Below are 20,321 nucleotides of genomic sequence, written 5' to 3' on the forward strand. Positions count from 1 at the left end.
GCGATCGGAGCTATTGGGAGCGCGCCGTCGCGCGCATGGAAAAACGGCCTTTCGTACCCGATCTGCCGAAATATGGCTTCGTTCTGGATATGTCCGGACGCATTGTCGGTGTCCTGCTGGCGCTTTATTTTCGGCACGAAGGATTGGAAGGAGAAGAGCTCCGCTGCAATTTGTCGAGCTGGTCCGTCGATCCTGAATATCGCGCTTTCGCTGGCAAGATGGTTATCGCGGCGCTCAGACGAAAGAACGTCACCTTCATCAACGTTTCTCCGGCGCCAGGGACGATAAAGGTCAACGAAGCGCTCGGCTTTCGCCGTTATGCGGACGGGCAGCTCGCCTTTCTGCCGATGCTGAGTACTGCGAGACGGACTTATCGTGTGCTTGAAGCCCGCTCCGATCTTCCAGAAATGTCGATGCTCTCGGAAGGCGATAGGGAGATCCTTCTCCAGCATGCAGCACTCGGATGCCTGTCGTTCATTTGTGTCGCCGGTGACGAAGCTTTTCCCTTCGTGTTCAAGACACGCCGTATCTTCCACGGCATAGTTCCAAGTGCCCAGGTGATTTACAGCCGCACCCCTGAGGAGCTTAGCCGGTGCGCCGGCGCGCTAGGGCGCCATCTTCTGCGAAAAGGCATATTTCTCTGCGTCGTCGATGCGAACGGGCCGGTGCCCGGTCTCATCGGGCGTTATTTCACCGGAAGCGGCACGAAATATTTCAAAGGTCCGAAACCGCCCTCGCTTGGTGACCTGACATTCACGGAACTCGTCATCTTCGGCTCCTGATCTCTGATAATGAGCCATCGGTGGCTTTTTGGAGTTTACGCTGGCTCAGGCCGATTGAAGATTAACCGCATTACGGCGAGGGCGATGGCATGTGTTCGCCCGACTGGCTGACCATTGCTCGCGAAATGCCGAGCGAGCGCCAGCGCGTTCCAAAAGAAACACCGACAAGCAGGAGGCAGAAGCCGAGCGCAAGCGGAGAGAAGAATGCCTCCTCCTGCAATACGGCATTGGACGCGATCGTGACGACCGCGACGAAAGCGAAGAGAAAATCCGGATCGCCGGTAGCAATCAGCTGCTTGCGCGCCGATAGGGCCAGCGCGGCAAGAAAGCCGAAGAAGACAAAGCTGCCCACACCCATCTGATAGAGCATGACGCCGACCGCGCTTTCGACGGGCACGGATGCAACGCCTTCATCCTGTGCCCGGTCCCAATCCAGATTGAGGCTCGTACTCGAAAGATTACCGCCGATGCCGAGGCCCTGTCCGAACGGATTGTGCAGGAATTCGCGAACGCCCGCGATCAGGCCGAGAACATGGTAATCGCCATGGGTGGCGCCGAAGAGGATGGCGGCGGCCGTCCAGACGACGGCAAGCGCGATGACGGCAAGAAGCGTCAGTTCCGCGCGCGATGGACGATAGATCAGCCGGGCGCCAATCGCCACAAGCAGCATGAAGGTCGCACCTTTCGAGCCTATGACAAGCAATAGCGGTAGGGCAGCAATCGGCAGCAGCCAGCGCCCTTTGAAGAGGAGCCAGGCAGACATGATGCTCAAGCCGTAAGCGTAGCTGATGGGGTGAAAGTTCGGGCCGCCGTTGCGGAAGATCGGCGGAAACAGGTCACTGAACAGCTTGATGTTGAAGAAGGTCGTCATCATCGTGTCTTCGATGCCGCGAAGCACGAAGCCAGTCTCTCGCAGCTTCTTTTCCCATACACCGGCCTCGATCTGAGCCTTCAGGCCACGATGAATATAGAGATCGCCGTGAAACAGGCTCAGGAAATCCATCCGAAAGATCTGTTCCAGATAGCCGTATATGATGGCAATGGCGCAGAGCCAAAAGATGCCCTTGCGCAGATCAATTGGATAGAGACTGGCTGCCAGAATTGCGATGTGGAAGCATGCAAGCGGCGTGATCGTATTGCGGAAGTAGATAACGGCATCCTTCGGTCCGCCGTGAACAGCCCCAAGCGCTAGATAGAAACAAACAATGCCGCACAGCATAAAGCTGAACATCAGCCAGGGCCGCAATTCCGTCAGAGCCCGCACGCGGTATTGGAAAGAGGCCATAACGAAGGCGCCAAACGCTGTCATGAGAATGACGAAATTGGCGCCGCGCAGCGCATCGAACGTGTTGTGATCCGGCACAAAGGGGGTGAACCAGGCGACCACGAGGTTCTGGTAGAGAAAGGAACAGGCGATGACGATCGGGATGCAGCCGGGCTGAGCGACGGACAGGACGAGCGTCAAGGCAAATGTCGCGGCAACCCCAAAAGGCGTCCAGACGGCGAAGGCTGAAACGGTAGCAATGACCGCGAGAATAGCGATGCAGAGGTGGAAGACCGCATCCGAGCGCAGCGAACTAACGCCTCCCGCCGCGAAGCCGGCGCGATGTCCCGTAATGCTCATCGCCAAACTCCATTCGTCCGCATCAGTTGTCGTTCCTCACTGCCATATTCCTCAGCATTTCAGCCTCCGCCACGGCCATCCAGAAGTGCCGCGATCATGCCGACGTCAAAACCTTCGGCGCTGCGCCGGCTCTCGATGATGCCAAAACCCTGATCGAGCTCCCAATAGGCCCAGCCGACCTGATTGGCCTCTGCCGCTTGCCGCACGGCCCGAACCCAGAACCTGCGGCTTTTGGCATCGACACAGAAGTTGAGCACGCCGAACTCATTCATCATGACGGGGCAGTCATGCGTCTCGGACCAGCGCCTCAGCCTCACGAATTCGGAAGCGATCGCCGCTTCTGTCCAGGGCGTCGCCAATTGCTCCTCGATGAGGTTTGCGGCCTGCTCATCCCCGTTGGCGCGCAGCTTGCCGATGCTCTCCTGCACGAGAGGCGTTTCGATGGTAGCCGGAAAAGGCAAATTCGAAATCCGCGCAAGCGGAGACGCATCCCATGTCTCGCATTGATGGGTGAAGGCCGTGGGCGCATAGAAATGAATGGCGGCGATCTGGTTATCGTCGGCGAGCGGCGGCGTCTCGCCTATTTCCCAGATGCCCTGAGAGGGTGATGGCCCCCAGATCAGCGTATGGCTCGGGCATTTGGATCGCACGACCTCGGCAAGCCTATCCCGCAGTTGCAGCCACGCGTCACTTCGCATGGGCGGCTCATTCAAGAGCTCCGGATAGACCTTATCATCCGGGAGGTTCGCGACAACGCTGCTTAACGCCATCCAGGCTGCGGCCGCCCTTTGCGAGCCGGCCTCGAAATCTTGACGAAGAGCCTTGTGCAGACTTTCAGAGGGATGCATGTCCACAAGGATGGAAAAACCCAGCCGATTAAGGTCGGTCACGCCGGCCTCGATGCGACGGAGCGCGGCCGCATCAGTTGCCGTCAAGAGATCGCCATTGATCGGCAAGCGGATCGTCTCGAATCCCGCTTGGCGAAGCTTTTCGAGGACCGGCTCGCTGGGCGCTACTCCATCGCTGTTATCGAACCATCCGGGCAGATTGATGCCACGCGAGGGTACGATGGGCCTGGCCGCCGCACGCGCCGCGCCGGCAGCCGGGAGAGCAGCCAGAATGGAGCCGCCTGCCAGCTTGAGAGCGCTTCGGCGTGATATCATCGTCGATCGCGAGCCGCGTCCCTCGTTCATCCCCTTGCAGAGACTCGATCACCCTGCCCTCCATCGTCAGTCGAGCGGATGGGTCGCACCATCTGGCTACGGCGCGTATCGATGTTCTCCGGCGCAATTGTCAGGGTGGCGCTGCGCCCAATCTGATCGGCGTCGAGCCGTTGACGAAGCATATTGGCGATTTCCGCCGCTTCCTCGGCAGGGTTGAGCGCAAAAAGCATGAGATCCGCTTCAGCGAAAAGCGCTGGATCCCAATTGTCATCGACGATGGAAGGCCCCATCAGAAGCACGAAGTCGAACGAGCCGGCGGTGGTCAATATATCATCGAGGCCAAGGCGCACCCACGGTTCCGAATTCTCGGCCACGGGCCTGTTGTACACGACGGTCCGCAGGCCGCTCGCCCCGCTGATGAAGACGCCGTTACCGCTGCGCGCCGGCGCTCCCAAGCCAGGCAGGTCTCCGAACTCGACCACGAGCACATTCTGTTCGGCCTGTTGGAGGCCAAGGCCGACCATGGCGCCCGCAAGTCTCGCTGCCAGCGGCGTGTGCAGCGAGGAGACCAGCAGCACATAGGGCTTCGGATGCTCTCTCAGATGCAGAATGATGCGCCGCATGAGCTGCAGCACATCCCGCGAAAAAGCTTCGTTTCCGGCCTGGAAAAAGCGTCTTCGCATCGCGCGGATGCTAAGATAGGCACCGACGCCGGCAACGCCCGGAAGCCGATATTCACCAAGATGGACCGGCGCCGGCTCCGTCTTTGCGATTTCCGGCGAAAGGCCTTTGTGGGGCTCGGCGTCAAGGAGGCTACGCCTTATGGGGCTCGTCGGATCCTGTTCCGGCTGATGTTTGGGTCCGCGCACCAGGGCAAGACCGCAGCCGATGATGAGACCGAGCGCGGCGCTGACCGGCAACAGGAGCAGCGGCTTCGGCCAGGTCGGCTGTACCGGCGGAGCGGCGGCGCTGATCACCCGCGCCTCCTGCAGCTGCAGGCCCTGCATCTGCGATGTTTCCTCGGCGCGTTTCAGGAAATCGTCGAGGACCGTGCGTGCCGCTTTCGTCTTCGCCTCCAGCTGCCGCAACTGCACCTGCGCAGCATTCGAACTGTCCAGCTTCTGGCGGAGATCATCGAGCTTTGCCTGGAGTGCTGCGACGTTCTGTCCAGCGAGGTCGGATTTTGCCTTCAATTCCCGAGTAATCCGCTGCGCCTCGACGGCCATAAGACCCTGCATCCTGTCCAACTCGGATCGCAATCTTTTAACGATCGGATGACGCGGCTGATACATGGCCTCGTAATTGGCGAGATCGGCGGCCCGTTGATTGTAGTTCTCGCGAAGTTTGACCGTGGCTTCGGAGGAAAGGATTTCCGAAAGCTTGGCAAGTCCAGCCGGCGAGGTGCCTGCGGCGGCTGCCTGAGCATATTTATCCTTGGCCTGATCGGCCTCACTTCGTGCTCCGATCAGCTGATCCGTAAGCTTGTCGATCTGAGATTGCAGCGTGCCTCCGGCGGAAACATCGAGGATCTGATGCGAGACCTTGAAATCTCCGACCTCCTGTTCGGCATCGCTGACGTTCTTCTGAAGATTGCCGATCCGGCTCGCAAGCAGGGAGTTCACGTCGCTGTTTGCAGTCTCCCGCTCGCCCGACAGACCGGCCCTATAACGATTGACGATGGCGTTGGCGATCCGCGCCGCCTTGTCGGAATAGCGGGATGCGAAACTGACATCGATGACATAGGTAAGCCCGGCACGCTCTACGGTGACGGCACGTTGGAAATTCTTGAAGATCGAATCCTTCGTGGGATGTGAAGCCAGACCAATACGCGACAGGAGGCCGCCTGCCGAAAATTCAGGGTCGTTCTCGATGTTCTCGCTCTCAAAGACCTTCATCAGAAGGTCACGCGATTCAATGACGAACACCTGGCTTGCGATGGCCGCGCTATCGCTGCCGATGCCGGGCAGGACATTGTTGAGATTCGTCGCGCGCGGATCACGCGGATCGATCATGACGGAAGCTGTCGCGGTATAGCTCGGCTTTGCCACGGCAAGGTAAGCCAGCGTCAGTAGAAGCACGGCAACGGTGCACGTCAACACGATCAGCCAGCGCTGCCAAAGGATGGTCCACACGGCACCGACATCGAACAGCGGCGGAAGCGAGCGCTCGTCAATGTTAAACGGCTTCATCCTGTTCCTCTCCGCGGGCCGCGGGTCTCCGGCTCATCGCACATCACTAAATTCAGTATTAGTGAATAATGTTAATCATCCGTTGAATTTACACCAAAGCGTGTGATCGACTTGAGACATCGCAAGTAACCATGTTGCGACTTCATTCTGGCGTAAGCATCAGTACTTACGATATTAGAGATACATTCTATTTCAGGCATTGCAGACCATTCGGTCGACAGCAATCAACACAGGATCAGGGCGTTGGGTGAGAAAGCTGGCAGCAGCGATACGATATCGGCCGAAACGCCGCCGCCTGCGAGCAACCTGCGCTTGTCGATCGGCGCGCTTGCCAGGAGCGGCGCCGTTGCCGGTGCCATCAAGCTCGCCAGTGCCGGCCTTTCGTTCCTGATGTTCGTCGCCGTCGCCATGACGACCGATGAGCGGCAGTTCGGTCTTTATAGCGCCGCCTATGCCGGAGCGAGCCTGGTCTCCTTCTTCGCCATCGTCGGCCAGCAAAGCGCAGTGCTCAGGTTCTGGCCGCAATATGCCGGCAATAACGATCTGAATTCGGCAAACGGCATGATGGCCCGTTCCATCCTTGTCGCACTGATGGGGCTCGCGAGCTTCAGCCTGCTCATTCTCGTCATTGGCTTTTTGCCATTCGCCGGCAGACAGACGCCCGAATGGCTGGCGATCTGCGTGGCGACCATGGTGTTGGCCTTCGCGCTCGGCTGGTCGGAATTCGTCGCCTGCGCCCTTCGCGCCAAGAATGCGCTCATCTTCGCCCTGCTGCCACGCGATGTCATTTGGCGGGCAGTAGCAATCCCCGTCTTCGTGCTTGCCCATTTCATGCAGATGAGGATGAGCGCGGTTACCGCAACCTACCTGACAGCCGGGTTGCTGCTCCTCATGATCGCGCCGCAAACATTCGTGCTTTTTCGCGATACGATGCGCGCGCAGCGCGGCCCGCTTACGAAAGAACAGAAGGATGAATTCAAGACGGTGACGTTCGGGCTATGGGGCGTCACGGCGCTGCCGCCTGCGCTCAGCCAGGCGAGCACCTTGCTTGTCGCGGCCATTCTAGGCCCAGAGGCCGCTGGCGCGATTTTCGTCGCGGATCGAACGATGCGGCTGGTCGTCCTCGCACTCAACGGCATCAACCAGGCGCTGGCGCCGCAGATCTCCGCCGCCTTCTACACTGGGGACAGGGCACATGTGCAGCGTATCACCAGCCTCGCAGCTTTGGGTGGCTTCATCATCGCCTTGTGCGTACTGGTATCCTTCCTGGTCTTCGGCAACCTGATCCTGTCGATCTTCAATCACGCCTATGCCACGCCGACGATGCAGGTGACGCTGATCATCTTCGGCATCGGCGCGACCATCGGCACCGCCTGCGGGCCGACCGAAATCCTCATGCAGTTGACGGGCCTCCAGCACGCGCTTTTCAAGCTGCTTGTTATCGTCAACACCTTCGGGCTCTGTGCAACGGCGGTGCTGACCTATTGGCTCGGCCCGATCGGCGCGGCGCTCGCCATCGCCGGTACGATCATCGTTTGGTGCGTGACCGCCGTGTTCATCGCGCGCCGCACCATCGGCATCAACCCGTCAATCCTCGGCTTTCTTGCCGGCGAAGACGCGCTTGCCGCCCGCTCCTTCCTGAAAGGCCGCTCATGAAAATCATCCAGGTCCAGACACAAGCGGAAGCCGGTGGCGCACAGCGGATTTCCGATATGGTCGGCGAGGGACTGCGCGCGCGTGGCCATGATGTGCGGACAGTCTTCATGTATAGGAAAACCGAAGTCTACGATGGCGATCCATACGCCGATTTCATCCTCACCAAGCCGCCACATGGTCTTCCAGGCCAGATGCGGGCGGCGATTGGACTTGCCGTCTATTTGCGCAAAGCTCGGCCGGAGGGGGTCATCACCTTCCAGCACTACGGCAATATTTTCGGCACCATCGGCGCGCGGTTCGCCGGTGCAGACCTCATCATTGCAAACCAGAGCGGCGCCCCGCAGACCCGAGGCGTCAGGGGGATCCTGACGCAGGTTGACAAGTTGATGGGCACGCTCGGCGCCTATCATGCCAACGTCGTCAATTCGCGCTGGACGGAGGCACAGTTCGACACCTTCCCGAAAGCCTATCGGCGGCGGACATCACGCATCGACCATGGCGTTTCCGCACCCTCGGCCGCCTTCGACAAGGGAGCGGCGCGCGCCGCCTTTGACCTTCCCCGAGAGGCATGGCTCGCCGTCTCTTCTGGCCGCATGGCGCAATCGAAAAACCAGATCGCGCTCGTCGGTGCCCTCGCCCATCTGCCCGACATTCATATCGCTATCGCCGGCACCGGCCCCGAGCAGGATGCGATCGTCGCTTTTGCTAAGGACAATGGCGTCGCCGACAGGCTGCATCTCGTCGGCGAGGTGCCTCCCTCGCGTATCTTCGAATTCCTCGCAACGGGAGACGCCTATGCTTTTTCGTCCTTGACGGAAACCTTTGGCCTTGCCGCCGTCGAGGCAGCCATTTCCGGACTGCCGGTGGTCACCAGCAAGCTCGATGTCCTGCGGGAAGTGCTGACCACGGATGATGGCGAAGCCGCCGCGCTCTTCGTCGAAGCCGATGCCAAGGGCATGGCTGATGGACTTGCTGAACTTATCGCCAGGCCCGACCTTGCAGCTCGGCTTGCCGCTGCCGGACGGCAGCTGAAGGAACAATATTCGCCGGCGCGCATGTGCGCCGGCTACGAAGCGCTGCTTCTTTCCCGCTCACTTCCGCACGGCTGCAATCCCGTCGATAACCTCCAGTCGGCCTGAGCGATTGAGCGTATGGATTTTAGGATATGGCCAGTCGCCATCTGCCGCAATCGGCCGGGGCGGCGACAGCTGAACCGTCTTTTCATCCAGCTCCAGCAATTGCGAGATACCGAGCCCGCCACCGTAACCGAGCGTTCCGTCCTGGACCGGTAGATAGGTACCATCCCCCTCGCGGACGAAAGCACCGCCCGGGCGCGCCATGCGACGATCGATAAGAACCGGGTTCAACATATGCGGTATCCAGGGGCCGGCAAGCCGGGGCGCGTGGAAGACCGCGAGCGTATCGGAGGTGCTGCCATAACCATCGCGGTCAGTCGCAAACAGCCAGAGTCGTCCACCATGTTCGAGGAGTGTCGCATCGGAAATCTCGCCTTCGATGAGCACGCCTTCGGGAGCCCAGCGATCCGGAAATTGGATGGAACGATAGAGGACGAGCTTTCTGCCCGAACTTGCTTCAGGCAGCATCCAGATTGCACCATCGCGCTCGAAGACCTGCGGATAAGAGAGATGGTAAGGTTCTTCCAGCACGCATCGCGGCTCTCCGGGCTTCCCGGCGGCATCGAACGGTACGACGGAGATGACCGCCTTGCCTGTCGCATGCGGATAATCCTCCACGAACAGGAAGGAACGATCCTGCCATTGAAATGGAAAGGGATCGGCATAGAAACGGTCTCCCGCATCCGGCAGCACCGACCAGCCTTCGCCGAGGCCACAGGTGCTTGCCACACCCGGCCCGTCGGTAAAGCGATAGCCGACGCGCCAATGCGCATGACGAAAACGTGCGCGCCGTATCACCTCCCGACTCAGGCGTGGCAGGGCGCTGGCCGCATATGAAGATGCAAACTCCAACATTCCAGCAGCAGGGTTTTCAGGCGCTGTGGATACGGGTTCGTTCATAGCGAGCCGGTTTTCGGCAAGGGCACGAACGGTGGAAACGGCAAGCGTGATAGCACGCGCCAAGACATCTTCGACACCGAGCGAGACGGATTCCCGCTTGTCGATCATCGGCCGCGCTCGGCCTATCACCCTCTTTCCATCCAGGACGGCTTCGATGGCGGGCAAGGCGCCGGCGGCGACGGATATCGGGACCGAGAGGTCCGACCGCGATCCGTCGAACTGCAACGTGATGGTCGCAATATCCGATGGCGCAGCATTGCCGGCAAGATCCAGCCGAAATGCAGCAGGGCGGATGCGAATACTCGTGGGAATTTCCGATAGAGGAGCGGCAAGCGCCGGATCGCGCCGGCGGAAGATTGTTCGCTCAAGAGCCAAAGCGGCATTGACCGCTGCCGGCCACACTTCCGGCCCGGCTGCGTGCGAGACGGCAATGTCGTGGCCGTCTGCCTGCAGGCGCCGGATCACGATCTCCTGCCAGCGACGAGGCGCGGACTTCGGCACGATGATATCAATCGATGGCATGACGCTCCCATCCGCCGCAGCATCGGCGAAGCTTCTGAGGCCTGGGAACTACATTTATTCGGGAAAGCTTACTTTCCCGTTATTCTAAGGTTGTATTGGAGAATTGCACGTCAGTACCGGTCAAGAAGAATTTCCGTAAGTAAATTCGGACGACCGCAGCACCCATGGTGGAACGTCGCGATCTTTCAGAGTCGTTTCCCGCGCTTTAGGCCTTTGATTTTGTGCATGTCGTTGTCGCAAAACCGCTGCACACTTTTGCGCGACATGCTTCAGTTTCACTTCCGCTCCGGCGCCAGCACGAAATCGTGCTCGACCTGCCAGAACGCGCCCCGGAAACCCAGGTCTTTGGCGCGGGTGGGATCTTCGGTGAGCTTGAACTCGGCAAGCAGGCTGTCCTGTGTCGGCTCCAGCTCCTTCACCGCCGATGCCGGTCAACACCGTGAAGACACCGTGGCCTGTCAGATCTGGGGACTGTGACGACGGCAGCCAACATGCCGAAGACAAAGCTGCCTTGGAATTGTCTTTGGATGGCAAGGACCTTTTCAGGCCCACTCTTCCGTCAATTCTCCATCCGCGATCACCACCGATTTTTCGGAGGGAGGCACCAGAGCCGACAAGGCATTGGTAAACGCGTCATCGAGAATGAGCAGCTTGCGGGCGTGCGCGTGCGCATACTCCTCATAAAAGCCGCGCGAGATCCACAGCCGAGAGCGACCACGCCGGCCACTCCAGCCGACGCCTCCGATCGATTCCGCCGCGGCAAGCTTGCGGCTGGTATGGGCTCGCGACAAACCGAATGATTGAGCCAGATAGGAAATCGAGCTCACATCCGTCAGGAGCTTGTCTTGTCCCGCCAGCATCTCAGGCTCTATTCCGGCGATCAGCCGGTCCATCAGCAGCCCGCCGGCATCCGCCCAGGTGAAGATCGTATAGAGCGGACCGGGGCTGCGTATTGCGGGACTCGTCAGAAGTGCGTGCGCCGCAATCGGCTGCACCAATGCCAGCAGGCTTTCCGGCTCGGCGTGGAATCTGGCCGTCCTGCCGCCACCGCCGATGAGATCGAGAGCTTGAAAATGTACGCTATACCAGTGGGCCAGCATCTGCAGTATGAACGGCGCCGGCGCTACCTGCTCCGATGGCAGACCATTGGCAGCGACGATCGGGCGAACGACATCATATTGCAAGGCTTCGTCAAAGAAAGCATAGGCCGTATTGCGGCTGGCAATCGCATATTGCAGAGCGAGATTTCCTAGACCCCGCCGGGTTAGTCCTGCTCCGGACTCGCGAATTGTTCGAAAGTAATTTCCCAGTGCTGCATGGCAGAGGAGCCAGCGTTGCTGTGTTGCGAAAAGTGCTGCAGTTCGCGGCGAAGCCTCGTGAACCGCAACGAAACTACGGGCCAACAGTAAGACTGCTTGGGAAAATACCACCGGATCGAACAGACCGTCCGCCTCACCTGCCGGCCGCTGCACCAGAAAATCAAGCACCTTTCCCATGGAAAGCTCTCTCAAGATTGCCGACTGGCTGGCGTCCAGGCCATTGCTATGCCGTTCCGGGACAATCATGCTTGTGAGGAATGCGCAATCGGAAGAAGCGCGGGTTGCAACAAAGAATATCCCCACAGTTCTTGCCGATATTGAGCACTTCCTCTCACATCATGAATAACCGCCGTAATTTTTCATTATCTATTCAAATAATAGTCGGAGCAGGCGGCGAGGTCCTGATAAGGCCATGCTAAGGTTCTGATATTTTCTGATATTTTTCTGATATTGATGATTTTGTTGCAAAAACTGGCACTTAGCCAATTCCGTTTGAACTTGCCGCGCGACGAAGCAAGCGGCGTCATCCCTCTCTCGATAGCGGCATCGGCACGTTGACTGTCGAGCAAAGCTCTCTTTATATTGCGTCATATTTTAAGTGGTACAATTGAGGATCATTGGGAGCAGGTGTTTTATTTTGCTGGATTCGGTCTCGATCCAGATCGTGCCGAGCTTCACGGGCCTGACGGCTCCGCGATCCGGCTGCGCCCAAAGACCTTTGAACTGCTGAAGCTCCTCGTCGCGAATAACGGGCGCGTTGTCGGTAAACAGGAACTGATGGAAGCTGTCTGGCCCGGGATCTATGTAGGGGAAGACAGCCTGTTTCAATGCATTCGTGAAATCCGCACGGCGCTCGGTGATACTGAGCGGCATATGATCAAGCTTGTATCTGGTCGTGGTTATCTATTCACCGCTCAGGTAACCACAAGGCAGGAGAGTTCGGCACCGCAGCCTGCGGAACCGGATATGCCGGTCTCCGATACAAGTGTCATGGCAAATGGTGCTGGGACACCCGGTCGACGCGGGTCGCGCAAGGTTTTGGCGCTCGGCGCGTTGGCAATGCTTTGCATGATCGCCGTCGTCATTGGCCTCGCTTTGTTTTCCTCTCGCCTTGGCAAGGTCTTGGGAGCGGGGCCATCGGTCATCGAAGTTCTGCCTGTTATCGATACTGTTGGCGATGCGCAGAGCGCCGTTTTGGCGCAGGGCATCGCTGCGGAGATGATCAACGGCCTCGCCGCCATCGACAATATCCGTCTGATAGCGCCGAAGGAACAGAGCCCGGCGGCAGCCGCCAAACCCACATCCGGAGTTGGCGGCGAAACCGATTTTCTCTTGCAGAGTGAGCTGCAAAGAAGCCCGCAATCCTGGATCCTTCAAACACGGCTCATCAAGGTGAGCAGCCGCGAGATCGAATCGGTCGCCGAAGTGACGCTGGATGCCACCGAAGCCGACGGGCAGCGCCTTGCCTCACGGCTCGCTGCGGGAGCCGGCTACGATGTTGCCAACCGTCTCAACAAACTCGAAGAAGCAGGTAGCCCTGCAGCCCAAGCCGGCGCCGCCAATGTAGCGATCCAACAGGCAACCGCGTCAATCAATCAGACGACGAAGGAACGCTTCGCGACGGCACGATCGATTCTTGAAAAATATCTGCGCGATCAGCCTGATAATGCCGATCTGCAGATCGCGCTTGCCACGCTGCATCTGCGCGGCATTCAACTCGACTGGTATGATCCGGCCGAGAGCAGGTCAGCAGAGAACGAGGCAAGATCCCTGATCGAGCATGCGCTACGAACAAGACCGAACTCTCTGCCGGTGCTCGACATCTATTGCCGTTTCCTGACCGCAACCAACCAGTTTTCCGAAAGCCTTGTGGCTTGTGGAAGAGCGCTGAGCCTCAACCCGTGGGATGGCGCGGCGCTGTTCCAGCTAGGCCTGACGCAGATCCAGCTCGGGCGTTTCGAAGATGCGCTTGCGACATTCGAGCTGGCGGACCGCTTCGACACGCCGGCAGTGTCTCGCTGGACCTGGCTGCTGGGCGCGGGATGGGCGGATATTCTTCTCAATCGCAATGAAGATGCCATTGGATGGCTGCAACGCTCCATCGCGATCACCTCCGGGACGGGACGGGCGCATATGCTTTTGGCGACCGCTTATCAACGATTGGGCCGAACGGACGAAGCCAGACTAGCTCTGGCGAAGGGGTTGGAACTAAGGCCAGGCTCGACAGCCGCGAATATCGCCCTGCCCGCTCGCAATACCAGCCCGATCTACCTCGCAGCGCGCCGGGACATCAGCCAAACGCTGATCGATCTCGGCCTGCCGGCTGACGACGAAGCGCAAAAACGAGACGACCCGAATTGACAAGAATGTATGGCGAATACTTACCGCAGATTGCTGAGATTCTCAATATCTACCACAGATAAATCCCCGTAGACACAAAGCATCATCAAAGTATCAGAAAGTCTTTTCCACCTGAATATCAGCATAAAAATGCTGCCTATGGCTACAACTTGAGTCTCCTTCTAAACCACGTCTTTATATATTTTGCCCATTCTCCGACCAAAGTTCAGGCTTTTTCTGGTAGGAATAATGAGCACTCGCTTTTTGCGGCAATTTGACCGCCTGACAAAGGATCGTGCTGGCAATTTCGCGACATTGACGGCGTTGATCGCAGTCCCGCTGGCTGCAGCTGCAGGCTTGGCAGTGGATTACGCATCTGCGGTACATCAGCGAACGAATTTGCAGGAAATCGCCGATGGTGCCGCTCTGGCCGGCGGCAAGATCTTCGATGGTACCAACCTTGCCGCGGCGCAGGCAGAAGCCACACGCTTCATCACCGCCTATGCTGACACGACACCTGCCAACCTTAGCTATACTATCACGGCAAACGGACGCATCCTTTCGGTCAATTTGACCGGAGCGGTGCCGACAAATCTGATGCGCATCGTCAATATCAACAGCGTCGACATCGGCGTGAACTCCCAAGCCACGGCGCCGGCAAAGCCTGACATCGTGACCATCACTCCGACACAGGCGCAGGGGTGGTACTATAAAGTCATCACGATCCGTGTCGTCAGACCCAATGCAACAGCCGAAACCGTAGTCGGCACCGTAACCTATCAGCCGACAACCCATAACAACGGTGGCCAGGGCACCATGACGGCCGTCCCGTCCGGCCCGATTACGCTGGGCCAATATACCAAGCTCGTACTGCAGATGGACGTCAAGGATGATGGCTGTCCGCCTGGCCAGGCCGCGTCTATCTCGAACAACAACGCCGTGAACTGCAACAGCAAGAACTCGGCCGGCACAAAATACGATCTGACCCTGCGGACAGATGATCCGAATACGTCGAATTATCTCTTCGTCGACGGTAGCCAACTTCCCAAAGGCGTCACCTTGCCGATCGAGAATTATTTCGGCTGCCAGGCCGCACAAAAGCACGCCTGGGAAGATGGCGGCGGTTGGGATCGACAGGACTTTTTCTATACGATCTCGTCGCAATGTTCCTCGGCCGACGGCGATGCCGTGCGCCTCACGAACTGATGCGACGGCAAGCTGACGACCGGCCGTATCGATGACCCTAAGCCGGCGCCATGGGCGCCGAGCTTGTCGCAAAACCGCATGGCTTAACGACGCGCGCCGAAGGGACGAAGCGTCATGTGGCGATTGACGTCCTTGTAGAGCAGATAGCGGAACGGACCTGGACCGCCGGCATAGCACGCCTGCGGGCAAAAGGCGCGCAACCACATGAAGTCACCGGCCTCGACTTCGACCCAATCCTGGTTCAAGCGATAGACGGCCTTGCCTTCCAGCACATAGAGGCCGTGCTCCATGACATGGGTCTCCGCGAAGGGAATGACAGCACCGGGTTGGAGAGTGACGATCGTCACGTGCATGTCATGCCGCAGATCGGACGGATCGACGAAGCGGGTCGTTGCCCAGCGCCCCTCCGTGCCCGGCATGGCGGACGGCGTAATATCCTTCTCGTTCAAGATGAGCGGTTCAGGATGAGCCAGCCCCTCGACGGCCTCATATGCCTTGCGCACCCAGTGGAAACGGGCATGAGCGCCGGAGCGGTTGTGCAGCGACCATTTCAGGCCCGGTGGCAGGAAGGCATAGCCGCCCGGCTGGAGAACATGCTTGCCGGAGGGCAAGGTGAGTTCGATCTCGCCGTCGACAACGAATAACACGCCTTCGGCCTCGGCATCCTGCTCCGGCCGGTCGCTGCCGCCGCCCGGCGCCACTTCCATGACATACTGCGAAAAGGTCTCGGCAAAACCCGAAAGCGGCCTTGCGATCACCCAGCAGCGCGTATCGTTCCAGAAGGGCAAATAGCTGGTGACGATATCCTGCATCACTCCCTTGGGGATGACCGCATAGGCCTCCGTGAATACGGCCCGCCCCGTCAGCAGATCGCTCTGCGGCGGATGGCCGCCAAGAGAGGAATAGTATTTTCTTTCCATTGTCCAAGCCCTTCATTCTCATCGTTTCGGAAGACCGAGGCATGTGCCTCCCCGTGGTATTGCATAGTACCGGAAGTCGGAGCGTCTCGTTACGTCGCCCCCGCCACCTCCAATAATTTCACGATCCCATCATAACCGCGACTGCGGGCATGACGCAGCGGCGTCACGCCATCATTGTCGGCCAGATTGACGTTTGCGCCTGCATCTATCAACAGCCTGACGATCTCAACATGACGCGAACCGCCATTGCCGAGAATGATAGCCTCGATCAGGGCAGTCCACCCCAGCCGGTTGACGTGATCGACGTTGACACCCGCCTTGATCAACGTGTCGACGGCTTCGACGTGACCTCGTTCGGAGGCGGGAATAAGCGCGGTGCCGCCATAGCGGTTGATGCTCTCGAGATCCGCCCCATGCGCGAGCGTCAGCTTGAGAATATCCAGATGGCCGCGAGCGCCGGCATAGAGATAGGGACTGTCTTGAATATCGTCCTTGGCATTGACGTCGGCACCCGCCTCGATCAATGCTCGCGCGGCGTCCACCCTGTTGGCGTGCGTCGCGACCAACAGCGGCGTTGCGCCCTTTGCATTCCGAGCCTCGATGGCGGCACCGCTATCAAGCAATTGTTGGATGGCCGCGACGTCACCGGTTGCGGCAGCCATATGCAGTCGAAGATCCATCGTGTCGCCGAAGGCAAGAAAAGAAGTGCAGACAGCCGTCAGGAAGAACAAAGCCGACAATAAAAGTTTCAACATGCCTTATCCCAGTGGTGCCTCTCCCCGAAACCTAGCAGGGAACCCGGCGTCGGAAAATCAAATATCCGAGCCCTGACCGCTGAGAAAATAAAAACAGTTTCAGGATTCTGCGCTGCAATAGCCGGCATCCGCGATTTAGGATCGACATTTAGCGCTGTTGTCGCCAGCCCATGTCCGCCACCACGACCGACGGCGGTATGGAGCCGATCTGCAGCCGCACGCAAAAACCATGGCCGGTGTCTAGAAACGAAACCCGTCCACCATGCAGTTCGGCGGCCTTCTTGACCAGATTCAACCCCAGCCCCGCGCCGGATGAACTGGCGTTGATGCGGCGAAACGGCTCGAAGACGCGACCGCGCTCCGCCAGCGGTATGCCGGGACCTTCGTCGCAGACATCTATGGTGCCGCCGGCGCCGACGCGAACGACGATCGAGCCCTTCCCTCCGGCATGGTCGATCGCATTCCGGATCAGATTGACCACAGCCATTTCTATCGTCGAGGTCTGGATCACGAAGACCGCTTCCTCGGGGCTCGGCTCGAAGTCGAAATCATAGCCGGCGTCCATCGCAATCGGCGCAAGATCGGCGGCGATGGTTTCGACCAGCACATTCAGATCCTTCTTCTCTGCACGCAATTCGACCACGCCGATCGCCTGCATCTCCAGGAGTTGATGGGCGACGCGGGACAGCCGGTCGATATCGTCCCGAAGCTGGTGACTGATTTCGGCATCGGGCAGAAGGTCCGCCCGTGTCCGTGCAATCGCGATCGGCGTCCGCAGCTCATGGGCGGCATCGGCAAGAAAGCGATTGTGCCTGTTATACCCTTCATCCAGCTTCGAGAGGGCATGGTTGAACGCGTCGACCAAAGGGATGATCTCGGTCGGCACCTTCGAGCGCTCGAGGCGGGCCGAACGGCTGTCGAAGTCGATCGCCTGCGCCTGCGTTGCCGTCTCCACCAGCCCGCTCAACGACCGGCCGACGGCACGTGGCGTGACGAGCAGCGTCGCGACGCCCGTCAATGCCAGTATGGGAACGACGCCGATCAAGGTGACGAATGCAAGCGCCGGCAATATTTTGAGCCATGCGATTTCGCCATGGGGTCCCCTGGCCATCTCGACGCGCATGTTGATCCACACATTCAAGCCATCATTGTCAAAGCCGCGTTCGGTAGCCGCCATGATCTGCAGCTGGCCGATGGACGTCTCTCGGTTTTCGACCGTGGCATGCACCCCGTTGGCTGCCTCTACCCTCACCCGCTCGATCGTCCACGGAAAGCTCTCGTTGAGAGCCGCAGCCGGCATCTCTCCATATTGGAAGAGTACTCCCTTATGGTCGCGGATCATGAACCAGAGGTCCGGATAGCGCTGCTTCAGCTCTATCACCTCCTGCGTCTCGGCCACCTGCAACTGCCCGTCATCATCCCTTGTAATCTGCTGAGCGACAACGCGAACGGCCTCTTCATTGGCATCTTCCAGCTCCGGATTGATGATCCAGAGCCAGGCAACGAGAAGGACGAAGAAAAGAACAAGAAGAAAGGCCTGCAGGACGATCAGGCGTTTTATCAGTCCCCAGCGTAGCGATCGGCTGCGTTCCGGGTTCATGCCTTCGCCCGGATCAGATAGCCGATGTTCCGCACCGCTCTTATCTCGACCGTGGCTTCGGCCAGAAGCAGCTTCTTTCGAATGCGCGAGATGTGCGCATCCAGAGCGTTCGATCCGATTTCGTCCTCAAGGGCGTAAACCGCTTCGATCAGGTTCGGTCTCGTCACGATGCGATTCGGACGGCGCATCAGCGTCTCCAGCACCAGATATTCGCGTCGCGGGAACTCGACGAGCGCGCTGCCGACGAAGATCTCATTGGTGCTCGGATCGACGCTCAGATTGCCGAAAGTCAGATATCTGTCGGAAACCGTCGGCCCTCGTCTCTGGAGAGCTCTCAAGCGCGCCAGCAATTCCTCGATCGCGAAAGGCTTTGCAAGATAGTCGTCGGCACCGCTGTCGAGCCCGTCGACGCGGTGATCGACGCTGCCAAGCGCCGTCAGCACGAGGATCGGGACGGGATGCTTGCGCTGACGCAGCGCCGCCACGAGATCCAGTCCTTCGCCGTCAGGCAGGCGACGATCCAGCACGAGGACGTCATAGGTTCCAACGCGGGCCATGGCATCGGCATCCGCAATCGTTCGGACATGGTCGGCGAGCACATCGCGACGCCGCAACGCTTCAAGCAGCGCGCGGGCCATTTCGGGCTCATCCTCAAGCAGCAGAATTCGCAATGACTTTTCCCCAAAGGACGGCGATTGCCGTCCTTCGCCCCCACTGACAGCCAAAGATTGCGGCTACATTACACGCAGATTGCGGAAGTGGCATCAGGATGGAGCCAATGGGTCGCAACCAATAAGAAATGACCCTACTCGAAGCCGGAAACCCCATTCGAGCAGACAATTGAAGCATTATCGCTGCAGCATGCGCGCCAGCATCCGCCTGATATGATCCTGACCGCCAAAGAAAATCGCCGCAACGACGATCGTTTTGCGTTCCTCGATCGGCAGAAACCAGACGGCTGCCTTGTCGCGCGGCAGGAAGCGGATGCCAGGATAGATATCCGACCGCAATGTTCCGATATATGAGGTCTCGACCAACCGATCGCTTTCCCGACGGAGTTCGCGAATACGGCTGGCCGCGCGCTCTAGAGCTTCCCCAGACGAGTCTCCAAGATCGAGATAGGCCGCAAACAGATGATCGAAGGTCAGTTCGAAATCGAGATCGGCATCCCTGGAATATTCAAGGCTCCACACGAAGAGCTCGCCGTTTGCGTTCGATCATGCTCTCGATCCGCTCTTCCATGTCCTGAGCCGGAATCTTCGGTCCGTCGACGCGGCGCTGAATGAGCCTGCGCAGCCCTTCCGTCTCGGCCGCTTCCGCTTCCGTTTTCTGTCGCAGCAGTTCCAGGCCCTGCTGGAGAACCGAACTCAGGCTGGAATAGCGGCCCGTCTCGACAAGCGAGCGAGCAAATGCATCCTGCTGATCGGTTAACGATATCGACGACTTGACGCTCACGGGATAATCTCCTTCAGGAGCCTAAGGTGCTACTCAGTCGCACACATGTCAAGACTTCGCGGCGAGACGATTGAAGGCGGCGAGGGATTATTGCCGCCGCTTTGCCACATCGTTGACCCCATCCAAATCCGGCGCCTGTCCATAGCTCATGTTCTTCATCTGCTGGATGACGCGCGCCATTTCCTCGTCGTCAAGAATGGGCGGCTCGCCAAGTGTCAGCGCCTGCACATAAAGGCGGGAGAGGGTTTCGACCTCGACGGCAAGCGCAAGGGCGGCGGCCGGCGTTTTCCCGAGTGAGATCTGTCCGTGCTGACCGAGCAGGCAGGCTAGCCTATCCTGCAGCGCTTCGATCGCAGCATCCGAAAGCGCCTGGGTGCCGAAGGTGGCGTAGCGGGCGCAGCGGATCGTCGTGCCGCCCGCGACACCGGTCATATAGTGAAAGCTCGGAATGGTCTTATGGTGTACGGCGAGCGTGGTCGCATAGACCGAGTGGCAATGGAGCACGCAATCGATATCCTCGCGGGATGCGAGAATATCGCGATGGAATCGCCACTCGGACGATGGCCGGCGCTCGCCCTCGTAGCTGCCATCGAAATACATCTGCACCAGGTCTTTTGGCTGCATCATGTCATAGGGCAGAGAGGTTGGCGTGACCAGAAATCCCTTGGGATTCCGCACCGACACATTGCCGGCCGTTCCCTGGTTGATGCCGGATGCGTTCATCCGGCGGCAGATCGCCACCATGTCTTCGCGC

The 20,321-nt window shown here is 59.1% G+C and carries 18 protein-coding genes; 5 read left to right on the forward strand and 13 right to left on the reverse strand.

Annotation, left to right across the window (positions count from 1 at the left end; translation table 11 throughout):
- Nucleotides 1-35 precede the first annotated feature (35 nt).
- Nucleotides 36-782 (forward strand): GNAT family N-acetyltransferase, encoded by a 747-nt coding sequence (locus tag GDN47_RS08335; protein ID WP_152093033.1) that lies wholly within the window; start codon nt 36-38, stop codon nt 780-782.
- Between the two features lie 70 nt (nt 783-852).
- On the opposite strand, the gene GDN47_RS08340 is transcribed toward GDN47_RS08335, so the two are convergent.
- Genes GDN47_RS08340 through GDN47_RS08350 form a run of 3 tightly spaced genes read right to left on the reverse strand, consistent with a single transcriptional unit; the run spans nt 853 to nt 5,758 of the window.
- Complete coding sequence (locus GDN47_RS08340) at nt 853-2,406, reverse strand: hypothetical protein (RefSeq protein WP_152093034.1); 1,554 nt, start codon at nt 2,404-2,406, stop codon at nt 853-855.
- 59 nt (nt 2,407-2,465) lie between these two features.
- Nucleotides 2,466-3,569, reverse strand: a complete 1,104-nt coding sequence (locus GDN47_RS08345; protein WP_233789813.1) for a glycoside hydrolase family 5 protein — start codon at nt 3,567-3,569, stop codon at nt 2,466-2,468.
- 26 nt (nt 3,570-3,595) lie between these two features.
- On the reverse strand, nt 3,596-5,758 hold the full coding sequence (locus GDN47_RS08350) for a GumC family protein (RefSeq protein WP_152093036.1): 2,163 nt from the start codon (nt 5,756-5,758) through the stop codon (nt 3,596-3,598).
- A 243-nt stretch (nt 5,759-6,001) separates the two neighbouring features.
- Between GDN47_RS08350 and GDN47_RS08355 the strand changes: the two genes are divergently transcribed.
- The gene (locus GDN47_RS08355; protein WP_152093037.1) at nt 6,002-7,414 is read left to right on the forward strand and encodes a lipopolysaccharide biosynthesis protein; all 1,413 of its coding nucleotides are present in this window, start codon (nt 6,002-6,004) and stop codon (nt 7,412-7,414) included.
- Nucleotides 7,411-8,553, forward strand: coding sequence for a glycosyltransferase family 4 protein (locus tag GDN47_RS08360; protein ID WP_152093038.1), 1,143 nt, complete (start codon nt 7,411-7,413; stop codon nt 8,551-8,553). Before GDN47_RS08355 ends, GDN47_RS08360 begins: the two co-directional genes overlap by 4 nt.
- Here the strand turns inward: GDN47_RS08360 and GDN47_RS08365 are convergent.
- The 3 genes from GDN47_RS08365 to GDN47_RS08375 form a co-directional block, all read right to left on the reverse strand.
- Nucleotides 8,506-9,972, reverse strand: a complete 1,467-nt coding sequence (locus GDN47_RS08365) for a glucosamine inositolphosphorylceramide transferase family protein (RefSeq protein ID WP_152093039.1) — start codon at nt 9,970-9,972, stop codon at nt 8,506-8,508. The two genes, GDN47_RS08360 and GDN47_RS08365, sit on opposite strands and share 48 nt — an antisense overlap.
- Before the next feature lie 275 nt (nt 9,973-10,247).
- A complete protein-coding gene (locus GDN47_RS08370; RefSeq protein ID WP_371865492.1) occupies nt 10,248-10,391 on the reverse strand; it encodes a hypothetical protein in 144 nt (47 codons plus the stop codon).
- 123 nt (nt 10,392-10,514) lie between these two features.
- Entirely contained in the window at nt 10,515-11,468 is a 954-nt protein-coding gene (locus tag GDN47_RS08375) for a hypothetical protein (RefSeq protein ID WP_210386760.1), read from the reverse strand.
- Between the two features lie 450 nt (nt 11,469-11,918).
- On the opposite strand from GDN47_RS08375, the gene GDN47_RS08380 reads away from it, so the two are divergent.
- Together GDN47_RS08380 and GDN47_RS08385 are read left to right on the forward strand one after the other, a co-directional pair.
- Nucleotides 11,919-13,652, forward strand: a complete 1,734-nt coding sequence (locus tag GDN47_RS08380; RefSeq protein ID WP_152093040.1) for a winged helix-turn-helix domain-containing protein — start codon at nt 11,919-11,921, stop codon at nt 13,650-13,652.
- Between the two features lie 228 nt (nt 13,653-13,880).
- On the forward strand, nt 13,881-14,837 hold the full coding sequence (locus tag GDN47_RS08385) for a pilus assembly protein TadG-related protein (protein ID WP_113329380.1): 957 nt from the start codon (nt 13,881-13,883) through the stop codon (nt 14,835-14,837).
- Nucleotides 14,838-14,920: 83 nt separating this feature from the next.
- Here GDN47_RS08385 and GDN47_RS08390 read toward each other — a convergent pair whose 3' ends face one another.
- The 7 genes from GDN47_RS08390 to GDN47_RS08420 all read right to left on the reverse strand — a co-directional run bounded on the left by GDN47_RS08390 (nt 14,921) and on the right by GDN47_RS08420 (nt 20,311).
- A complete protein-coding gene (locus GDN47_RS08390; protein WP_113329381.1) occupies nt 14,921-15,757 on the reverse strand; it encodes a bifunctional allantoicase/(S)-ureidoglycine aminohydrolase in 837 nt (278 codons plus the stop codon).
- 89 nt (nt 15,758-15,846) lie between these two features.
- On the reverse strand, nt 15,847-16,512 hold the full coding sequence (locus GDN47_RS08395) for an ankyrin repeat domain-containing protein (protein ID WP_162746289.1): 666 nt from the start codon (nt 16,510-16,512) through the stop codon (nt 15,847-15,849).
- A 148-nt stretch (nt 16,513-16,660) separates the two neighbouring features.
- A complete protein-coding gene (locus GDN47_RS08400) occupies nt 16,661-18,112 on the reverse strand; it encodes a sensor histidine kinase (RefSeq protein WP_152093041.1) in 1,452 nt (483 codons plus the stop codon).
- On the reverse strand, nt 18,109-18,783 hold the full coding sequence (locus GDN47_RS08405) for a response regulator transcription factor (protein WP_152093042.1): 675 nt from the start codon (nt 18,781-18,783) through the stop codon (nt 18,109-18,111). Before GDN47_RS08405 ends, GDN47_RS08400 begins: the two co-directional genes overlap by 4 nt.
- Before the next feature lie 177 nt (nt 18,784-18,960).
- Entirely contained in the window at nt 18,961-19,305 is a 345-nt protein-coding gene (locus GDN47_RS08410; protein WP_152093043.1) for a type II toxin-antitoxin system RelE/ParE family toxin, read from the reverse strand.
- On the reverse strand, nt 19,292-19,567 hold the full coding sequence (locus GDN47_RS08415; protein WP_095437326.1) for a ribbon-helix-helix domain-containing protein: 276 nt from the start codon (nt 19,565-19,567) through the stop codon (nt 19,292-19,294). Before GDN47_RS08415 ends, GDN47_RS08410 begins: the two co-directional genes overlap by 14 nt.
- A gap of 87 nt (nt 19,568-19,654) precedes the next feature.
- Nucleotides 19,655-20,311: a class II aldolase/adducin family protein gene (locus GDN47_RS08420; RefSeq protein ID WP_152093426.1), complete on the reverse strand. Its 657-nt coding sequence runs from the start codon at nt 20,309-20,311 to the stop codon at nt 19,655-19,657.
- Between the last annotated feature and the right edge of the window lie 10 nt (nt 20,312-20,321).

Origin of the sequence: Martinezella dioscoreae (assembly GCF_009176305.1) — a bacterium.
Classification (GTDB): Bacteria; Pseudomonadota; Alphaproteobacteria; order Rhizobiales; family Rhizobiaceae; genus Rhizobium; species Rhizobium dioscoreae.

Excerpts from the sequence above, each read along its gene's own strand:
- GDN47_RS08335 (WP_152093033.1), top strand. The coding sequence starts at position 36 with ATGGAAAAACGGCCTTTCGTACCCGATCTGCCGAAATATGGCTTCGTT.
- GDN47_RS08340 (WP_152093034.1), bottom strand. The coding sequence starts at position 2,406 with ATGAGCATTACGGGACATCGCGCCGGCTTCGCGGCGGGAGGCGTTAGT.
- GDN47_RS08345 (WP_233789813.1), bottom strand. The coding sequence starts at position 3,569 with ATGATATCACGCCGAAGCGCTCTCAAGCTGGCAGGCGGCTCCATTCTG.
- GDN47_RS08350 (WP_152093036.1), bottom strand. The coding sequence starts at position 5,758 with ATGAAGCCGTTTAACATTGACGAGCGCTCGCTTCCGCCGCTGTTCGAT.
- GDN47_RS08360 (WP_152093038.1), top strand. The coding sequence starts at position 7,411 with ATGAAAATCATCCAGGTCCAGACACAAGCGGAAGCCGGTGGCGCACAG.
- GDN47_RS08365 (WP_152093039.1), bottom strand. The coding sequence starts at position 9,972 with ATGCCATCGATTGATATCATCGTGCCGAAGTCCGCGCCTCGTCGCTGG.
- GDN47_RS08375 (WP_210386760.1), bottom strand. The coding sequence starts at position 11,468 with ATGGGAAAGGTGCTTGATTTTCTGGTGCAGCGGCCGGCAGGTGAGGCG.
- GDN47_RS08385 (WP_113329380.1), top strand. The coding sequence starts at position 13,881 with ATGAGCACTCGCTTTTTGCGGCAATTTGACCGCCTGACAAAGGATCGT.
- GDN47_RS08390 (WP_113329381.1), bottom strand. The coding sequence starts at position 15,757 with ATGGAAAGAAAATACTATTCCTCTCTTGGCGGCCATCCGCCGCAGAGC.
- GDN47_RS08395 (WP_162746289.1), bottom strand. The coding sequence starts at position 16,512 with ATGTTGAAACTTTTATTGTCGGCTTTGTTCTTCCTGACGGCTGTCTGC.
- GDN47_RS08400 (WP_152093041.1), bottom strand. The coding sequence starts at position 18,112 with ATGAACCCGGAACGCAGCCGATCGCTACGCTGGGGACTGATAAAACGC.
- GDN47_RS08420 (WP_152093426.1), bottom strand. The coding sequence starts at position 20,311 with ATGGTGGCGATCTGCCGCCGGATGAACGCATCCGGCATCAACCAGGGA.